This window comes from Kumtagia sp., assembly GCF_059502445.1.
Map to the genome: position 1 here is coordinate 77,718 of NZ_JCACER010000006.1, position 17,274 is coordinate 94,991.

Annotated in this window: 15 protein-coding genes; 12 read left to right on the forward strand and 3 right to left on the reverse strand. The window is 64.2% G+C overall.

Annotation, left to right across the window (positions count from 1 at the left end):
* Positions 1-240: 240 nt before the first annotated feature.
* The 8 genes from AC5JDC_RS02705 (at position 241) to AC5JDC_RS02740 (ending at position 8,628) form a co-directional block, all read left to right on the forward strand.
* A complete protein-coding gene (locus AC5JDC_RS02705) occupies positions 241-1,329 on the forward strand; it encodes a hypothetical protein (RefSeq protein ID WP_495838890.1) in 1,089 nt (362 codons plus the stop codon).
* A gap of 230 nt (positions 1,330-1,559) precedes the next feature.
* Positions 1,560-2,708 (forward strand): hypothetical protein, encoded by a 1,149-nt coding sequence (locus tag AC5JDC_RS02710; RefSeq protein ID WP_495838891.1) that lies wholly within the window; start codon positions 1,560-1,562, stop codon positions 2,706-2,708.
* 48 nt (positions 2,709-2,756) lie between these two features.
* Positions 2,757-3,548 carry a Fic family protein gene (locus AC5JDC_RS02715; RefSeq protein ID WP_106772363.1) on the forward strand — a complete coding sequence of 264 codons (792 nt, stop codon included), beginning with the start codon at positions 2,757-2,759 and terminating at the stop codon, positions 3,546-3,548.
* Positions 3,549-3,550: 2 nt separating this feature from the next.
* Positions 3,551-5,461 (forward strand): AAA family ATPase, encoded by a 1,911-nt coding sequence (locus tag AC5JDC_RS02720; protein WP_495838893.1) that lies wholly within the window; start codon positions 3,551-3,553, stop codon positions 5,459-5,461.
* Between the two features lie 57 nt (positions 5,462-5,518).
* Positions 5,519-5,758, forward strand: coding sequence for a type II toxin-antitoxin system Phd/YefM family antitoxin (locus AC5JDC_RS02725; RefSeq protein WP_495838895.1), 240 nt, complete (start codon positions 5,519-5,521; stop codon positions 5,756-5,758).
* A 2-nt stretch (positions 5,759-5,760) separates the two neighbouring features.
* Positions 5,761-6,171: a type II toxin-antitoxin system VapC family toxin gene (locus AC5JDC_RS02730; protein ID WP_495838970.1), complete on the forward strand. Its 411-nt coding sequence runs from the start codon at positions 5,761-5,763 to the stop codon at positions 6,169-6,171.
* An 8-nt stretch (positions 6,172-6,179) separates the two neighbouring features.
* Positions 6,180-7,466: a DUF6638 family protein gene (locus tag AC5JDC_RS02735; protein WP_495838897.1), complete on the forward strand. Its 1,287-nt coding sequence runs from the start codon at positions 6,180-6,182 to the stop codon at positions 7,464-7,466.
* A gap of 49 nt (positions 7,467-7,515) precedes the next feature.
* Complete coding sequence (locus AC5JDC_RS02740; RefSeq protein WP_495838899.1) at positions 7,516-8,628, forward strand: DUF2333 family protein; 1,113 nt, start codon at positions 7,516-7,518, stop codon at positions 8,626-8,628.
* Between the two features lie 66 nt (positions 8,629-8,694).
* Here AC5JDC_RS02740 and AC5JDC_RS02745 read toward each other — a convergent pair whose 3' ends face one another.
* Positions 8,695-8,970, reverse strand: coding sequence for a DUF4926 domain-containing protein (locus AC5JDC_RS02745; RefSeq protein WP_207770993.1), 276 nt, complete (start codon positions 8,968-8,970; stop codon positions 8,695-8,697).
* On the reverse strand, positions 8,913-9,245 hold the full coding sequence (locus tag AC5JDC_RS02750) for a DUF6883 domain-containing protein (protein WP_495838901.1): 333 nt from the start codon (positions 9,243-9,245) through the stop codon (positions 8,913-8,915). The genes AC5JDC_RS02745 and AC5JDC_RS02750 overlap by 58 nt, the downstream gene beginning before the upstream one ends.
* 189 nt (positions 9,246-9,434) lie before the next feature.
* On the opposite strand from AC5JDC_RS02750, the gene AC5JDC_RS02755 reads away from it, so the two are divergent.
* Entirely contained in the window at positions 9,435-11,114 is a 1,680-nt protein-coding gene (locus AC5JDC_RS02755) for a formate--tetrahydrofolate ligase (protein WP_495838903.1), read from the forward strand.
* A gap of 107 nt (positions 11,115-11,221) precedes the next feature.
* A complete protein-coding gene (locus tag AC5JDC_RS02760) occupies positions 11,222-12,304 on the forward strand; it encodes an ATP-dependent DNA ligase (protein WP_495838905.1) in 1,083 nt (360 codons plus the stop codon).
* 50 nt (positions 12,305-12,354) lie between these two features.
* Here the strand turns inward: AC5JDC_RS02760 and AC5JDC_RS02765 are convergent, their stop codons facing one another.
* Positions 12,355-13,125 (reverse strand): isocitrate lyase/PEP mutase family protein, encoded by a 771-nt coding sequence (locus AC5JDC_RS02765; RefSeq protein ID WP_495838907.1) that lies wholly within the window; start codon positions 13,123-13,125, stop codon positions 12,355-12,357.
* A gap of 220 nt (positions 13,126-13,345) precedes the next feature.
* On the opposite strand from AC5JDC_RS02765, the gene AC5JDC_RS02770 reads away from it, so the two are divergent.
* Positions 13,346-15,544, forward strand: coding sequence for an esterase-like activity of phytase family protein (locus tag AC5JDC_RS02770; RefSeq protein ID WP_495838909.1), 2,199 nt, complete (start codon positions 13,346-13,348; stop codon positions 15,542-15,544).
* A gap of 135 nt (positions 15,545-15,679) precedes the next feature.
* Positions 15,680-16,732 (forward strand): M14 family metallopeptidase, encoded by a 1,053-nt coding sequence (locus AC5JDC_RS02775; RefSeq protein WP_495838911.1) that lies wholly within the window; start codon positions 15,680-15,682, stop codon positions 16,730-16,732.
* Positions 16,733-17,274 lie beyond the last annotated feature (542 nt).

Below are 17,274 nucleotides of genomic sequence, written 5' to 3' on the forward strand. Positions count from 1 at the left end.
ATAGTCTCCCATTGATATTTTTTCGGTCGCAGCGTTCCGCTGCTGTGTTTGGCTGCCGCAAGCCAAACACCATTCTCCTGCGGTTTCAAGCGCAATGGCCGCGCAACCTACGCCAAGCGGTTGTCAAATGGCGACAGACCGATTTCGTCTGACGACAAGGCAGTAGGCGAATCGTCTTTTATTCGCGGAAGGCGCCACATATATTCGCTGCCACCTGACGCCGGTCCCGGGGAGAGCATGATGGCGACGCTGCAGAACTTCGATGCTGAAATTGCCAAGACGAAGCAGGTCGTGGAGGAGATGCGCTCCAAGATCGAACAGTCCGGCACGGTCCTCGACAAGCTCGCCACGACCGACAAGAAAATCGGCGCGGAGGATTTCGACATCGAGAACGCCCGCATCCAGGACGTTCTCAAGCAGCAGAAGGTGATGGAATCGAACATCGCCGATCTGATCATCGGGCTGGAGGACGCCACCAACGTCTTCGGCACCGAGTTCGAGAACATGAAGAGCTTCACCGGCTGGGAGAGTTTTGTCGGCATCTTCTCCGACGAGACCAAGCAGCGCATGCGTACCGATCGCGTGCGCAATATGTCGCTGGCCGGCAATTTGCAGGAACTGCTGTCCAAATCGGACACCATCGTCGGCATCCTGAAGGCGCAGAAGGAGGTGCTGACCGACCGCTACAAAACCTCGGAGACGAGCCTTGCCACCGTCATCGAGCGGCGCAAGAGCACCATGGCCAGCCTCGAGGCGGTGCAGAAGCGCATCGAGGAATTGAACCCGCTGCTGCTCGACATCGAAAACAGGATCGCCGCCTCGACCAGCCAGAAGGAGCGGACGGAACTGGAGGGCGAGCGCTCCAAGCTCGCGACCGAGTACAACGAGAAGCAGGCGAAGGAACAGGAGTTGCTGGCAGAGAGCCAGACGCTGGAGCGCTACACCTCGATGTTCCAGACCTTCGTCGATTCGCTCAACAACCAGATCGCCGCGCAGAACACGCTGATCAACAAGCTGACCATCGACACCGAGCAGCGCATCGTCCTCTACAAGGCGCTTGAGGACAGCTTGAAGACCGCCGCCCAGCAGGAGGTGGCGCACAAGATCAACACGCTGGGCAGCAAGGTGGACAACACCGCGGAGGAGACGATGGCCGGCATCGGCGCGGCGGCGCAGAAGCACATCGGCGACCTCCTGGAGATGCATGAGAAGAACATGGTGGCCACCGCCGACATCCAGCGCCGCAAGAAGCTCGCCGACGATGCCTTCGCGCGCCGGTTCGAGGATGTGCTGCGCAAGCACAACGCGTCCGATTACGTGCAGTCGTAGTCTGCCAACCTTGTTGACGGGTCTGCCTTGAGTTTCTCCTCATCCCCCTCTGTCCTGCCGGACATCTCCCCCTCGAGGGGGGAGATCAGCCGGCCGTTTTGGTTTCGCCAATCACCCACGTTGGAAACTGAGTGGCGTGCTCAAAACTGCCAGTCCCCCTCCTTGAGGGGGAGATGTCCGGCAGCACAGAGGGGGGTGCGAAGGAGCTCAAGCCGACCGGAACACCTTGCATGACAACCCCCGCCTCCGATCCGGCCGTCCGCTATTTCGACGCCATAACAGCCGCCCTCGACGGGCTTGGCGTCTTCATGCGCGACGATTCCTCGCCGCTCTATCGCCATGGCATCGTGGCGAAGGTGGTGGCCGATTACATCGCTCGGCTGGAGATCTCCTTCGGCTGCTGGCGCAACCGCCTGGGTTTTCTCGACAAATTCCGCATCTCGCGCGCCGAGAGCGGTTTTCCGGTGTTCCAGAACCTGCTGGAGCTGGAGAACGACCGGCGCACTGCCGACAAGCGGCTGGCGGCGATCCCGGAACCGGACGAACTGCGGGCCGAGATGGCCGACTTCATCCTGCGCCACAAGGAGTTCCCGGAGGCCCTGCAGCGCTCGATGGCCGAGCGCCTCTATCTCGAGGGCATCGGCGCGGGCGCGGTGTTCAGCCCGTTCAACCTTGCGCAGACCGCCAAGGTCTCGGTCAATCCGAAGACGTTCCGCCCCTACTATCTCGTCCACTGGGCAGCCTTCGACGGCAGCGCCAACCTGCCGCTAATCTACATGGCGACGATCGAGGACTCCTCGCCGGCGATGATCGAGCAGCTGGTCGCCGAAAACGGCAAGCTCAACGAGAAGATCGATATCCCGCTGCCCGTCGACGGCCTGCTCAATCCTGAGCTGGCACACCGTTTCGACGACTTCACCGAAAAGAACTCGGCCTACACGCTGTCGCCGGCCACCATCGCCACCAATCTCGACAAGGATTTCGAGACGCTGCACCCCAAGCAGTTGCGCCGCGTCGTGCTCGGCCCCTTCTATTCGGCAGGGATCACCGAGAACAATTCGGTGGTGACCGAGGTACTGTCGAAGGTGCGCAAGCCGGAAAACGCCTGGCTGCTCACCTGGACGCAGCAGGAGGTGTTTTCGAAGGCCGAGAAGCCGGGACGCCGCGGCCTGTGGTCGAGCGAGAAGTCGACGCAGGAGTTCCACATCAACACCGACGACCTCGAGGCCGCGCGCCAGGGCGTGTCCAGCTACGAGAAGCACGCGCTGGTGCCGCACGAGGCCTATCAGGCGCTCTACGCCGCCGGCGAGGCGCGAAAGATCTTCGACGGCTACAAGGTGCACATCCTGTCGAAAGGACAGGTGGTGAGCGATGTGTGAGGGCGTGGCCACAATCGGCACAACCCACCATCTTGCGGGGTGGCCCGAATGATTTCGGTCGCGACCGTTTCCGCCAAGAAGCGGCAGCTCGATGCCCTCAGGAAGGCAATCCGACCCGGTGCGCTGGACGGTCTGGAACATAGTCAGCGGATCGACATCACCTACACATCCAATGCCATAGAGGGCAACACGCTGACCGCCGGCGAAACGGCGCTGGTACTGGAAAAGGGCATAACGGTCAGCGGAAAACCGCTTCGGGATCACCTCGAGGCCATCGACCACGCGCAGGCGCTTGCCTGGGTGTTGGAGATCGCCGCTCAAACCGAAACGCCGGTCAGCGAGACAGATGTTCGCAACCTGCATCGGCTCGTCGTCGCAAAATCCAATCCCGACATCGCGGGGCGATACGCTGATCGTCCGCGTTACGTGAACACCGATGCAGGAAGCTACGACTTTCCAGCGCCTATCGAGATTCCGGCGCTGATGCAGGCCTTTTGCAGTTGGCTGGCCGCAGAAAAGGATTCGCCTAAAGCCGCCTTTGAAGCCCACTTGCGGCTTGTCGGCATCCATCCGTTCAACGACGGCAACGGTCGTACGGCGCGTCTGCTCATGAATCTGGTTCTGGCGCGCGCCGGTTATCCGCCGATAGCCATCCGCCCCGGGGACCGGCCGGCCTATATTTCGGCGCTTGAAGCGTCGCAGCGCGGCGAAGGCCATGCCGCATTCGACAAGCTGCTGTTTAGCCGGCTCGACCAGACTTTGGACATGTATCTCGCCGCTGCGCAACAGGCGCAGGACGTGACCGCCACCTCCGGCAAGATTGTACCGATGAGGACGTGACGATGGACACCGGCCTGACCACCATCCCCGAAGCGGACATCGAGAAGCACAACGCCATCGCGCAGTCGATGATCACGCGGGTGGTGGTGCTGGAGGATTCTTCGCGCGAATCCGGCACCGCGCTTGCCGGCACCAACCGGCGCTTCGTCTCGACCGTTTCGACCGGCTCGGTACGGCGTACCCGCGAGGTCGAGCTGACCAAGACGGTCGGAGCCGTACGCCCCGGCGACCCGCTGATGTCGATCGGCCAGCACGCGCTTCTGTTCCGCGCCCGCCGCGGCATCGCCATCGCCCTGGCTGTCGCCGACGTCTTTGCCAGGGCAACCGACCTGGAGAGTCTGCAGGCCAGGAATGCGCGTGCGCCGCTGGAAGGCGAGGAAGCGGCGCAGTTCAAGAAGCTTCTATCGGCCGCGACTTACATATCGGCCTTCTCCTTCGCCTCCTATCTCTGGCAGCTCGTCGATTCCGACGGGGAGGCGCCGAATGACGTGGCTGAGCCGCATTTCGCCTTCGACACGGCGCAGGATGCGCTGAAGGCGCTGGTCGCCGGGCTGGACCACGCAGTTTCCGGCGTCAAGGACGAGGCCGACCTTGCCATCCGCGCCAAGGCTTTCGCCCGTGTCGCCATCGATGGTCTTCTGACACGAAAAGGCCGCTTCGACGGCATCGGCGCCTTCGAGGACGCCCATATCCGCATCGATGCGGACGATTTCACCCTCGACGGCTTCGATGTGGCGCCGGGACCCAAGACGAAACCGCTGGTGATGACCTTCAAGAAGCCGGAGGAGGTCGTCGGCAACCACATCGCGAAATACCAGTCGGTGAAGCTGGCCAAGATGCTGATTGCCTACGACTTCGACCGGCAGCTCAACCCCTTCGTCGAGCTCGGCGGGTTTCTGTTCACCTTCATCGGCGACGGCGCGCCCGGTACCGGCAAGACGACGCTGATCCAGATGATCGCCGGGCTGGTCAACGGCTACGCGCAGGTGGCCGGCTATCCCTTTCACTACGAGAATTTCGGCGTCGACCAAATCTCCTCCTACCAGGGCAAATCGGGGCAGAACTGCCGCGCCTTCATCGACAATGTGCTCAACCCGCGCGCCATCGGTTTCGGCACCATTGACGACATCGACCAGGTGGCGGCGAAACGCTCCGACGATCGCGCGTCCGCCGGCCAGCACGAGATCACCGGCGTTCTGATGGCGGCCTTTTCCGGCGCCATGACGGTAATCCGCGGCAACTGCTCCTTCGGCATGTTTTCCAACTATCCGGAGAATGTCGACGACGCCCTGCGGCAGCGGGCCGGCGCCCGCTGGCTTGTCGACGGGCCGCAGACGAAAGACGACTATGTCGACATCTTCGTGCTGCTCGCCGGCAAGAACCACAAGATCCCGTTGGGCGACCACGACCTCTATGCCGCCCAGGAAATCCAGCGCGCCGTCGCCGAGGCCTATGAGGAGCATGCAAAGCCACAGGAAGACGGGCTGATGAAAGTCTACGAGCGCTTCATGAAGGAGAACGGCGCGCCGAAAACCATGGAAGACGTCGGGACCTATCTGCACCTGATCAAGGAGGCGGAGCCGCGCTTCACCGGCCGCGCCATCAAGAATGTCACCGACGCCATCAAGATGCGGGCAATGGACATCGAACTTCCGGACGACTGGTTCGAAAAGCCGGAAGCCTTCATGCACAAGGGCTATGATGACAAGAAAGCCATGATCGAGGAACTGCGCGGGCCGTTCTCGATGGACATGGTCATGCAGGAGATCAACCGCTACGCCGATTCCGAATTCCGCTATTCCGACAAGTCCGACGACGCGGCGGTGGGCAAGCTGATCCGCGACGCGAGGCTGCGCGAGCGGGCGGTGAAGGAGATGGAAGCGCTGAAGGCGCAGGGGTTGTGGAATGCTTGATGATTGAAGCCACGGCCGCCATCCACTATGTCTAGCTAAGCTAGCTAGGAGGCTGCAATGCATGTTGGTACTTTTGAAGCCAAGAACCGACTCAGTTCATTGTTGGACATGGTCGTGGCCGGTGAAGAGGTGACTATCACGCGCAACGGAAAACCTATCGCCCGTCTCGTACCTGTCGAAACGCGAGACCTGGAGAGCGTGCGTAGCGCTGCGGAGGGTTTAAGGGCAATTCGTGTGCGAAGCCGCCCCGGGCCTGAAAGCCTTAAAGACCTTGTCAATGAGGGGCGGCGGTATTGAGCGTGGTGGTCGACAATTCGATGGCGCTGGCCTGGACGCTCATTGACGAACGCAGCGACGTGGCCGACACAATTCTTGAGAAGGTGATGCGCGAAGGTGGTCATGTCCCCTTCATCTTTCGCGCCGAGTTTGCGAACGGGCTGACGACGGCTGTCCGCCGCGACAGGATCGACCGCGAATCACGCTCGGAAGCGCTCGCATTCATGGAGGCGCTGAAGCTGGTCCACGACATCGATGGTCGAGACCGTATGCATTCGGCGGTAGAACTCGCCGATGCACATGGATTGACGGTTTATGACGCGATTTATCTCGACCTTGCCCAACGGCGGCGTTTGCCGCTTGCCACTTTCGACAAGAAGCTCATCGCGGCCACGCACCGAGCTGGCATCCGTCTGGCCGTGCCTCAAACGTAGGATTTGACTTGGACCTCCTCCTCGACAACGAACTGATCTACGGTCGGCTGCTGCCGGTCGAGGAGCCGCATCTGGTCGAGCGCTACAACAAGGCGTTGAAGGCCTTTGGCCTTCCGGTGACGAAACGGACGTCTTTCGAGATCGATCGCGGCGGATTTTCTCCCCAGGTCGCCGAGGAGCTTGGCGACCCGCTTTATCTCGATCCCAACGAGGTCAACCGCCGCTTCATCATCCTGACCCCGTCGCAGGTCGACCTGCCGGTGGTGCACACCGCCTTCTCCAACACCTCGCAGCTTCTCTACGAGTTCATGACCAGGAACCAGCGCGCCATCAACGCGCTGACTATCAAGGACGTGATCTACGGCGAGATCGAGGACTCCGTTAGCAAGGTCGAGGACATCGAGGATCTGCTGTCGATCAACCAGGTCGAGTTCCGGGTTCTGTCCGCCGAGGACGTGCTCGGCAAGGCGGCCGAGCTCGGAAAGCTGGTCGACCGGCTGAAACAGGAACCCGATGCCTGGCGTGACGACGCCATGCTGAAGCGCATGGTGGAACTCGCCAAGGTGTGCGGCGACATCCGCGAGAACGCGCTGGTGCCCGACCAGGTGATCTTTCGCCACAACGCCTTCTGGACCAGCCATTTCGGCGGCCTCTACGTCTTGGTCGATCCCGACATGACCACGGTGATCAGCGCTCCGTCGGCGCCCGGTTTCCGCCGCTCCAGGCCGTGGCAGGTGAGCTACCTGTCGATCGCGGATGCCGAGCGGGTGTTCACCTTCCTCGCCTCGACCGGCCGCATCGAGCTGCCGCGCGCCTCCTGGATCGAGACCTCGGGTTATCTCGAGCATCGCGCCGAGATGCTGATCGCCTCGCTGATCCACGAGGCGCAGCCGAACGCCGACTTTTCGAAGCTCGACAAGGTCTGGCTGCAGACCTGGATTCACGCCAACGCCGATCGCATCAACCGTGAGGGGACTTTTCCCTTCCTCAACGCCGCCAAGCGCGAGATCGCGCAGTACGGGCAGTTGCGCATTGACGAGGTGTTGCCAAAGCATCGCTTCCTGGTGGTCCGCGCCAAGCCCGACCATCCGGACGCCTGGCTCACCAACAGGCTGATCTCGGATTTCGTGTCCTATGACTTCCTGTCGCGCTACGTCTTCAACAAGCAGGGCTTCTACCGCGACTATCAGAACTATACGGAAAGCTTCCGCAGCTATGTTGTGGATACGCTGAAAACCTCATATCTCAAGGACAAGGTGGGGTTGCGCAGCCGGCTCTACGGGCTGACGGACTGACGCCGAACCGCGGCCATCCGGCCGGTGCCGCCTGAGGAGTGACTGCGGGATGCTCGATCCGATCGTGAACTTCTTCACCTGGGTCTTCCAGATGATCGGCCGCGGCATCGGCCTGGTCGTCGGCGTCCTCCTGTGGCCGTTCATGTGGCTTGGCCGCTGGTACGTGCAGCGTGGCTGGATCCTCAAGGCCGTCGTCGGCGCCGGGCTCGTCCTGCTGGTCGCCCTCTACGGCTACTTCATCTGGAACACGCAGGCCTGGACGAACTTCAACCCCGACTACGTTGCCAATTACACGTTCGACAATGTCTCGGCCGGACAGGAGACTTCGGCCGCCAACGCCACCTCGCGGACCTGCGCGCGTTCGGCGATCGCCGACATCACCGCCGACCTGACCGACTTCAACGTGAACCAGAACGCCTGGATCTCGTCGATAATCCTCTACAAGCTCGGCTTGTTCGGGATGGACTGGGACAGGACTCCCTTCCTCGACAACAAGGCGTCATTCCAGCGCGGCATCCACGAGGCGGTACGCCGCACCACAACGGAACTCGCCGACAATCTGGGACGCGTGCGCACCACCTCGCAGATCGATTCCAACCTGCAGAGCGCCCGCGGCAACGCCCAGTTCGACGAATACACCTGGTATTTCGGCTTGAGCCCGTTCGGCCCGAAGACGCCGACGCCGAGCTACTATCGCGCGATCGTCACCGACCTGCGCTCCTTCAACGACCGACTGTCGCGCTGCGAGGCCGTGTTCGACGCGCGCGCCGACAATCTCATCCAGTATCTCGACCGTATTTCCAGCGCCCTCGGCGACACCTCCGCCATCCTGCGCGAGCGCTCGGAGAACTACAACAACGGCTGGTTCGACACTCGCGCCGACGACCGCTTCTGGTTCGCCTACGGCCAGCTCTACGCCTATTACGGGCTGCTCAAGGGCGCCCAGGCCGATTTCGAGCAGGTGCTGGCCGAACGCCATCTCAACGCGCTGTGGGACACGATGGAGCAGCAGGCACGCTCGGCGCTGCGCATCCAGCCGCTGATCATCGCCAATGGCCGGGAGGACGGCTGGCTGACCCCGACCCACCTCGCCACGATGGGCTTCTACATCCTGCGGGTGCGCTCGAACCTCGTCGAGATCAGCAACGTGCTGACGCGATAGCAGTGCAAGGGGAATACTTGATCCTTGACGACATGTTTTCCGTTCGGCTCCGACCAGATATCTTGACTATCGAACCACGAAGTCACCGATTGACAGCGTTTCGACGGAAAGCGTCCGACCGTCGTCGTCGCAAAACTCGACTAGGAAGAAGCCGCCTGTAAGATTTTCGACAACAGTGCCGAGGGAACCTTTCTTCAGTCCGGTCTCCGGCCGCGCTGCGACAAGTTCAACCACGTCGAGCAGCTTCGGCACTGATCTGGTCTTTAATCGTCCGCTCTCTCGCATCATAGCACCCAACAGGTCACGAATCTCGGCAGATTTGCCGGTTCCGCGAGGATCCATGCCGTCCTTACCATGGCCTCGCGCCCCTGTCGCTGGAGCAACAGGTCAACACCGTATCTTGTGCCAAAGCGATCGCTTTCAAGCGGTTGTGCTTCTGCGACGAGGATACCCCGGAGGATTGCTTCACGCAGCCATCTGGCATCCACGACTCCAACTCCGAGAGCCGATCGAAATACGCGTGCCTTGTGCCTGCCAAGCGGATGGGTCTCGTCCAGACAATAGTTCTCGAGCTTCCCAATATCGAGAACAGCTCTGTCGGCATTCTGCAGACGCATGCCGTATCCCCCTGCGACATTGCGTTCTCGCCAAGCTTACGGGGCATCCCGCAAGGCACAAGTCGCAATCCGTGCATCGGGCGGCTGTTTTGAGACGGCGCAAAATCGCAGGCTTGGGCTTCTATGCGCACCGGAGAGACGCGGGCCGTCCGCCCGCGAAAACACCTGAACCGAATCCAGGGAAGCCCCATGGCCGAATTCAAGACCGACATCGCGATAGCACGTGCTGCGAAGAAGCTGCCGATCCAGGAGATCGGCGCCAGGATCGGCATTCCATCCGAGCATCTTCTGCCCTACGGCCATGACAAGGCAAAAGTGTCGGCCGAGTTCATCAAGTCGAAGCGCGGCGGCAGGGACGGAAAACTGATCCTGGTGACGGCCATCAACCCGACGCCGGCCGGCGAGGGCAAGACCACCACCACGGTCGGGCTGGGCGACGGGCTGAACCGCATCGGCAAAAAGGCGATCGTGTGCATCCGCGAGGCCTCGCTGGGCCCCAACTTCGGCGTCAAGGGCGGGGCGGCCGGCGGTGGTTTGGCCCAGGTGGTGCCGATGGAGGACATGAACCTGCACTTCACCGGCGATTTCCACGCCATCACCACCGCCCACAACCTGCTCGCGGCCCTCATCGACAACCACATCTACTGGGGCAACGAGCAGGGCATCGACATCCGCCGCATCGCCTGGCGCCGCGTCATGGACATGAACGACCGGGCGCTGCGCGACATCGTCGTGTCGCTGGGCGGGGTGGCCAACGGCTTTCCGCGCCAGGCCGGCTTCGACATCACGGTGGCCTCCGAGGTGATGGCCATCCTGTGCCTGGCCACCGATTTGAAGGATTTGGAGAAGCGGCTGGGCGACATCATCGTCGCCTACCGGCGCGACAAGAGCCCGGTCCATGCCCGCGACATCAAGGCCGACGGCGCCATGACGGTGCTGCTGAAGGACGCCATGCAGCCCAATCTGGTGCAGACGCTGGAGAACAACCCGGCCTTCGTGCATGGCGGGCCGTTCGCCAACATCGCCCATGGCTGCAACTCGGTGGTGGCCACCACCACGGCGCTGAAGCTCGCCGACTATGTGGTGACGGAGGCCGGCTTCGGCGCCGATCTCGGCGCGGAAAAGTTCTTCGACATCAAATGCCGCAAGGCCGGCCTCAAGCCCGCCGCCGCCGTCATCGTCGCCACCGTGCGCGCGCTGAAGATGAATGGCGGAGTGAAGAAGGAAGACCTTTCCAAGGAGAACGTCGAGGCGGTGAGAAAAGGCTGCGCCAATCTCGGCCGCCACATCGAGAACGTAAAACAGTTCGGCGTGCCGGCGGTGGTGGCCATCAATCATTTCCATTCCGACACGCCGGCCGAGATCCAGGCGATGAAGGACTATGTCGCCGGCATGGGCGAGGAGGCGGTTCTGTGCCGCCACTGGGCCGAGGGTTCGGCCGGCATCGAGGAACTCGCCAACAAGGTGGTGCAGCTCGCCGAGAGCGGCGCCTCGCAGTTCGCGCCGCTCTATGCCGACGACGTCCGGCTGTTCGACAAGATCGACACCATCGTCAAGCGCATCTACCGCGGCTCGGAGGCGATCGCCGACAAGAGCGTGCGCGACCAGCTGAAAGCCTGGGAGGACGCCGGCTACGGCAAATTGCCGGTGTGCATGGCGAAAACCCAGTATTCGTTCTCGACCGACCCCAACCTCAGGGGCGCGCCGACCGGCCATGTGGTGCCGGTGCGCGAGGTGCGACTGGCCGCCGGCGCCGGCTTCGTGGTGGCGATCTGCGGCGAGATCATGACCATGCCCGGCCTGCCCAAGGCACCATCCTCCGAGAAGATATTCCTCAACGAAGAGGGGCAGATCGAGGGGCTGTTCTGAGGGAGCCGTGCATGGCGGCGCGTTCGGCCGCCGCCATGCGTCGTCACCGACGAGGCCGTGGTCGGAACCGTGGCTGCGCCTGGGCGGTTGTGGACGAAGGAGGCGCCATGCCCCAAATCCATGCCGCGACGGAGCGAGCCGGCGGCGAAAGCCCGTTTCGGCTGATCGAACCGATGGAGGCGAAGCTCGTCGAGGCGCTGCCCGACGAGCCGGGATGGCAGTTCGAGCCGAAATGGGACGGTTTCCGCTGCATCGCCTACCGCTCGGGCGACAATGTCGATCTCAGGGCAAAATCCGGCAAGCCGCTCGGCCGCTTTTTTCCGGAAGTGGTGGACGCCATCCGCTCGTTGACGGCCGGACAATTCATCGTTGACGGCGAACTTGTCGTGACCGAGCGCGGTCACCTGTCCTTCGACGCCTTGCAGATGCGGCTGCATCCGGCGGAGAGCCGCATCCGGAAATTGTCGCGCGAGACGCCGGCCACCTTCATCCTGTTCGACATGCTCGGCACGGAACGCGGGTTTTCGCTGCTGACTTCTCCCCTGACGCGCCGCCGCGCCGAGCTCGAACGGTTCTTCGCCGCAATCGCCGGCGCACCCGGCTTCCGGCTGTCGCCGATGACGCGGAACAGGCGCGTCGCTTCCAGGTGGCTGGATCGCGCCGGCGGCGCGCTCGACGGGGTCGTCGCCAAGCGACTGGACGGCGTCTATGACAGTGGCGAACGGGCCATGCTGAAGGTCAAGCGCCTGCGCACCGCCGACTGCGCGGTGGGCGGCTTCCGCTACGCCGCCAACGCCCGCCATGTCGGCTCGCTGCTGCTCGGCCTGTTCGATCGCGCCGGGTTGCTCCATCATGTCGGCTTCACTTCCTCGATTGATGCCGAGGAGCGCGCATCCCTGACCGCAAGGCTGGAAGCGCTGAAGGGCCCGCCGGGCTTCACCGGCAACGCCCCCGGCGGGCCGAGCCGCTGGTCGACCGAGCGCTCGGGCGAGTGGGAGCCGCTGCGGCACGAGCTGGTGGTCGAGGTGCGTTACGACCACGTGACCGGCGACCGTTTCCGCCACGGCACAAAACTGCTGCGTTGGCGGCCCGACAAGGCGCCGCGGCAATGCACGTTCGAGCAACTCGAGCGCCCGGCCAGCCCGGGAAAACTTGTCGAGGACGTGCTTCGCCCCGCCGGTGAGCCATAGCCGGCCAAACGCGCCGTTGATGGAGCGACGGGTGCCCCTGCAATACGGACCTAACCCGAGATCGCCTGCCGCGCCTGGTCTTCCAGCCACGCCGCCATCTTGCGGTAGGGCACCGGCCCGTAGCTGATGCGGGAGACGCCGAGCTCGGCCAGCCGCCGGCGCGGCGGCACATGCGCCAGGGCGATGATGTTGACCGGCAGCGCCGTCGCCGCGCATAGCCTTTCGATCAGGCGCTCGTCGCCGACGCCGGGCGCGAAGAAGCCGGTGGCGCCGGCCTGCTCGTAGGCTCTGGCCCGCTCGATCGCGTGGTCCAGCAATTCCGGGCTGTGCTCGTCCGGTTTGGCCTTCAGAAAAATGTCGGTCCGCGCGTTGATGTAAGCCGGGATGCCCGAAGCGTCGACCGCCTCCTTGATGGCGGCGATCCGCTTCACCTGCACCGCGATGTCGTGGAGGCCGCTTCCGCCGACGACCTGGTCCTCGAAATTGAAGCCGACCGCGCCGGCCTCGAGCGCCCGTGTCGCCGTCGCCGCGACGGCCGCCGGCTCTACACCGTAGCCGCCCTCCAGGTCGATCGTCACCGGCAAGTCGACTGCCGCGACGATGCGCCGGATGTTGTCCAGCGCAAGATCGAGAGGGATCTTTTCCCCATCGGCGAAGCCGAAGGCCGCCGCAACCGGCCAGCTCCCCGTCGCGATCGCCTTCGCGGCCGCCGCGGCGACGGCCTTGGCGCTGCCCGGGTCCCAGATGTTGTAGAGGACGACCGGATCGCCCTTCACGTGAAGCGCCCGGAACGTCTTCGCCTGTTCGATCTGCTTGCTCATCATCATCGTCCCTGTTGCGTGCACTCGGCTGGGCCGAAACATGCCCGATGAACCGACTTTCCCGACAGCGTGTCAACGCGCTGACGGCACGGGTCGCTGGGCCAGGACGGTGGCCACATCGCACCGGCGGGCACTGTCATCGAACCGTCACCGGACCGTCATCGCGCTGCAACAGCGCACGCCCAAAGCGGTCGGGCATCCAGATTTCAGGGGAGACTCCATGTCCACGAAACCGCGCCTGCTCGCGCTGACGGCGACGCTGCTCGCCTCCGCCGCCTTGCCCGCCCATGCCGATATGATGTTCAACCGCGTCGCCACCTTCGCCGTGGCCGAAAACCTGCCGGAAGCCGACCGCAAGTCGCCCACCTCCTCCGAGATCATTGCCGCCAGCGAGGACGGCAACACGCTGGTCTATTCCGACAGCCCGCATGGCGGAATCGGCATCATCGACATCACCGATCCCAAGGCGCCGAAGGCCGGCGGCTATGTGAAGATCGACGGCGAGCCGACATCGGTTGTCGTGGTCGGCGGCAAGGTGCTGGCCGGCGTCAACACGTCCAAATCGAAGGCCGAGCCCTCCGGCAATCTGTCGGTGATCGATCTCGCCGGCAAGACGGTCGAAGCCGCCTGCGATCTCGGCGGCCAGCCGGACTCGGTCGCCGTCAGCAGGGACAAGGCATGGCTTGCCATCGCCATCGAGAACGAGCGCGACGAGGACTTGAACGACGGCGAGATCCCGCAGATGCCCGCCGGCAACCTGAAAATTCTTCCGCTGAAGGACGGCGTGCCGGACTGCGCCGGCATGAAGACCGTCGAGCTCACCGGTCTCGCCGAGGTGGCGCCGGAGGATCCCGAGCCGGAATTCGTCTCCTTCAACGACGCCGACGAGATCGCCGTGACGCTGCAGGAGAACAACCACATGGCCATCGTCGACGCCCCTTCGGCCAGGATCGTCGGGCATTTCTCGGCTGGATCGGTCGAGCTCGACAAGGTCGACACCAGGAAGGACGGCGCCTTGTCCTTCGACGGCCAGGTCAAGGCCACGCCGCGCGAGCCCGACGCGGTGAAGTGGCTCGACAACGACCGGCTCGTCGTCGCCAACGAAGGCGACTACAAGGGCGGCACGCGCGGCTTCACCATCTTCAGCAGGAAGGGCGAGGTCGTCTACGAATCCGGTCCGGCTTTCGAATACGAGGTCGCAAAAGTCGGCCACTATCCCGAGCACCGCAACAAGAAGGGCAACGAGCCGGAAGGTCTCGAGGCCGCCGCCTTCGGCGACGACAACCTGTTCTTCGTCGCTTCCGAGCGCGGCTCGCTGATCGGCGTATACAAGGACACCGGCGCGGTGCCGGAATTCGCGCAGGTGCTGCCGTCCGGCATCGGGCCGGAAGGGCTGGTCGCCATTCCGTCGCGCAACCTTTTGATCACCGCCAACGAGACCGACCTCGGCGAGGACAATCTCGCTCGTTCGCACGTCATGGTCTACGAGCGCGCCGAAGGCCCCGCCACCTATCCGATGATCGTCGCCCAGCCGAACGAGGATGGTACGCCGCTCGGCTGGGGCGCGCTCTCCGGCCTCGCCGCCGATCCGGCGGCTGTCGGCAAACTCTACGCGGTGTCGGATTCGGTCTATTCGGCGGCCCCGTCGATCTTCACCATCGACGCCAGCCAGACGCCGGCCCTCATCACCGGCAAGACCGTCGTTACCCGCGGCGGCCATCCGGCGCAAAAGCTCGACCTCGAAGGCATCGTCGCCGACGGCGAGGGCGGCTTCTGGCTGGCCAATGAAGGGGATAGCGCCAAGATGACGCCGCACGGCATCTTCCATGTCGACGGCAACGGCGCGATCGACAAGGAGATCCCGTTTCCGGCCGCGCTGCTCGCCGGCGAGACCCGCTTCGGCCTCGAAGGCATCACCACCATCGGCTCGGGCGACGAGCTGACGCTGGTGATGGCTGTCCAGCGCGGGTGGAAGGATGATCCCAAGGGCCAGACCAAACTGCTCGCCTACAAGCCGGCGACCAAGGACTGGTCGGGCGTGCGTTATCCGCTCGACGCCACCGAGGCCGGCTGGATCGGCCTGTCGGAGATCACCGCCCATGACGGCAAGCTCTACGTCATCGAGCGCGACAACCTGATCGGCGACGCGGCGAAGGTGAAGAGGCTCTATGCGGTATCGCTCGACGCCTTCAAGCCGGCGCCGCTCGACGGCGAATTGCCGGTGGTCGACAAGACGCTGGTGCGCGACCTGCTGCCCGACCTCAAGTCGGCGACCAACGGCTATGTGGTCGACAAGATCGAGGGTTTCACCATCGACGCGGCCGGCAACGCCTTCGTCGTCACCGACAATGACGGCGTGGACGATTCTTCCGGCGAGACGCTGTTCCTGCGGCTCGGCACCATTGCCGCGGTGAATTGATCGCCATCGGAGCGCGGCGGCTCCGGCCGCCGCCCTCCCCTTGTGCCCCGGCTGGCCCACCCGATCGCATGCCACGGCCGTTGCGGGCCGCTTCCGGACCGGCCATTGTCGCCCGGCTTTCGTCGGGTGACACCAATGCAGAAGAGCATCGAGACCATTTTGGGCGACACCGAGGGCGTCGCCTACTTCTTCCCCGTGTTCCGCTTCGAGGGAACGGACGAAGCCGCGCCCGCCGCCTACATCCAGGCGGCGCTGCATGCCGGCGAGCTGCCCGGCACCGTCGCCATCGACGCGCTGATGCCGCTGCTGCGCAAGGCCGAGGCGGAGGGCCGGCTGCGCGGCCGCCTCACGGTGGTACCGCATGCCAACCCGGTCGGCCGCGCCCAGTACCACTTCGGCCAGATCCAGGGGCGCTTCCATCTCGGCACCCGCGACAACTTCAACCGGCATTTCCCGCTGCTCGACCGGCCCGAGGCCGCCCTGGCGGAGAGCGCGGGCGGCACGGTGGACCAGCGGCTGAAGCAGCGGCTGGTCGCCCTGTCGATGGGGCACGACATCGTGCTCGACCTGCACTGCGACGACGAGGGCGTCGACTATCTCTACGTGCCCAGCACGCTCTGGCCAGCCATGGCCGACTGCGCCGCGGCGATGGGCGTGGCGGCGGTGATCCTGTGGGAAGGTTCTTCCGGTGCCTCCTTCGACGAAGCCTCCCTGCATCCTTACCTGCTGATGCCTGCGGGCGAGGCCCGTCTCGACCGCCGGGTCGTGACCACGGTCGAATATCGCGGCCTGCTCGATGTCGACCGCAAGCTGGCGTCGGCGGATGCCGAAGGGCTGTACCGGCTGCTCGTGGCGCGCGGCGTGATCGAGGACCCGACCCTCGCCTCGCCCGGACCGTTTGCCGGTCGGGTCGCGCCGATCGAACACATCGACGTGGTGACCGCTCCATGCGCCGGCGCCATCCTGTTCGACGTCATCCCCGGCGACCGGGTCCGGCGCGGCGACAGGCTGGCCACCATCGTCCAGGCGGCCGGCGAGGACGGCGGCTGCACCGACGTGTTCGCGCCGCAGTCGGGCACCATCCTCACGCGCGTGTGCCGGCGCACGACCCATGCCGGCGAGGATTTGTTGAAGCTGGTGGGCAACGGCCCGAGCGCGACCGCGCGGCAAGGCGCGCTGGAGGACTGACCGGTCACGCGCCGCGACCGACAAAACACCCGCCATCGGGCCACCTGCCCCTGCCCCTTATGGGCAGAGCTATCGCATATGAGTTGTATAGGAGCGGCAGACAGCTCTGCGTCGTCATTCCGGAGCCGCGCAGCGGAACCCGGAATCCAGAGTGCCGACGTTGCTCGAAGTTCCTGGATATTTGCGAGGTCGCTTTCCTTCGACACCAACGCTCTGGATTCCGGGTTCCGCTGCGCGGCCCCGGAATGAAGATCATCATCGGCATATGCGATTGCCCTGCCCCCCGGGGAGGGAGGCAAACATCATCCCAGCCTTCATCCTCGCCACGCTGCCCTTCGGCCCTGGCCATTGAATCTCCCGTGCGGGAGAAGTGCGGGAAGCGGGGCGCGGGGCCGAGCCTCTCAAATTAAGTACGTGGCGCGGTGACCCGCGCCCCGCCGGCGTTCTTGCCCGTCCGCTAGCCCGCATTCGCGCGACCTTCGCGGCTGGGGCCCGGGTCTCCAGCTCACGCCAGCCGCGCTACCGTTTGCGCGGCCGACCCG

Excerpts from the sequence above, each read along its gene's own strand:
- AC5JDC_RS02705 (WP_495838890.1), top strand. The coding sequence starts at position 241 with ATGGCGACGCTGCAGAACTTCGATGCTGAAATTGCCAAGACGAAGCAG.
- AC5JDC_RS02710 (WP_495838891.1), top strand. The coding sequence starts at position 1,560 with ATGACAACCCCCGCCTCCGATCCGGCCGTCCGCTATTTCGACGCCATA.
- AC5JDC_RS02715 (WP_106772363.1), top strand. The coding sequence starts at position 2,757 with ATGATTTCGGTCGCGACCGTTTCCGCCAAGAAGCGGCAGCTCGATGCC.
- AC5JDC_RS02720 (WP_495838893.1), top strand. The coding sequence starts at position 3,551 with ATGGACACCGGCCTGACCACCATCCCCGAAGCGGACATCGAGAAGCAC.
- AC5JDC_RS02725 (WP_495838895.1), top strand. The coding sequence starts at position 5,519 with ATGCATGTTGGTACTTTTGAAGCCAAGAACCGACTCAGTTCATTGTTG.
- AC5JDC_RS02740 (WP_495838899.1), top strand. The coding sequence starts at position 7,516 with ATGCTCGATCCGATCGTGAACTTCTTCACCTGGGTCTTCCAGATGATC.
- AC5JDC_RS02745 (WP_207770993.1), bottom strand. The coding sequence starts at position 8,970 with ATGGATCCTCGCGGAACCGGCAAATCTGCCGAGATTCGTGACCTGTTG.
- AC5JDC_RS02750 (WP_495838901.1), bottom strand. The coding sequence starts at position 9,245 with ATGCGTCTGCAGAATGCCGACAGAGCTGTTCTCGATATTGGGAAGCTC.
- AC5JDC_RS02755 (WP_495838903.1), top strand. The coding sequence starts at position 9,435 with ATGGCCGAATTCAAGACCGACATCGCGATAGCACGTGCTGCGAAGAAG.
- AC5JDC_RS02760 (WP_495838905.1), top strand. The coding sequence starts at position 11,222 with ATGCCCCAAATCCATGCCGCGACGGAGCGAGCCGGCGGCGAAAGCCCG.
- AC5JDC_RS02765 (WP_495838907.1), bottom strand. The coding sequence starts at position 13,125 with ATGAGCAAGCAGATCGAACAGGCGAAGACGTTCCGGGCGCTTCACGTG.
- AC5JDC_RS02770 (WP_495838909.1), top strand. The coding sequence starts at position 13,346 with ATGTCCACGAAACCGCGCCTGCTCGCGCTGACGGCGACGCTGCTCGCC.
- AC5JDC_RS02775 (WP_495838911.1), top strand. The coding sequence starts at position 15,680 with ATGCAGAAGAGCATCGAGACCATTTTGGGCGACACCGAGGGCGTCGCC.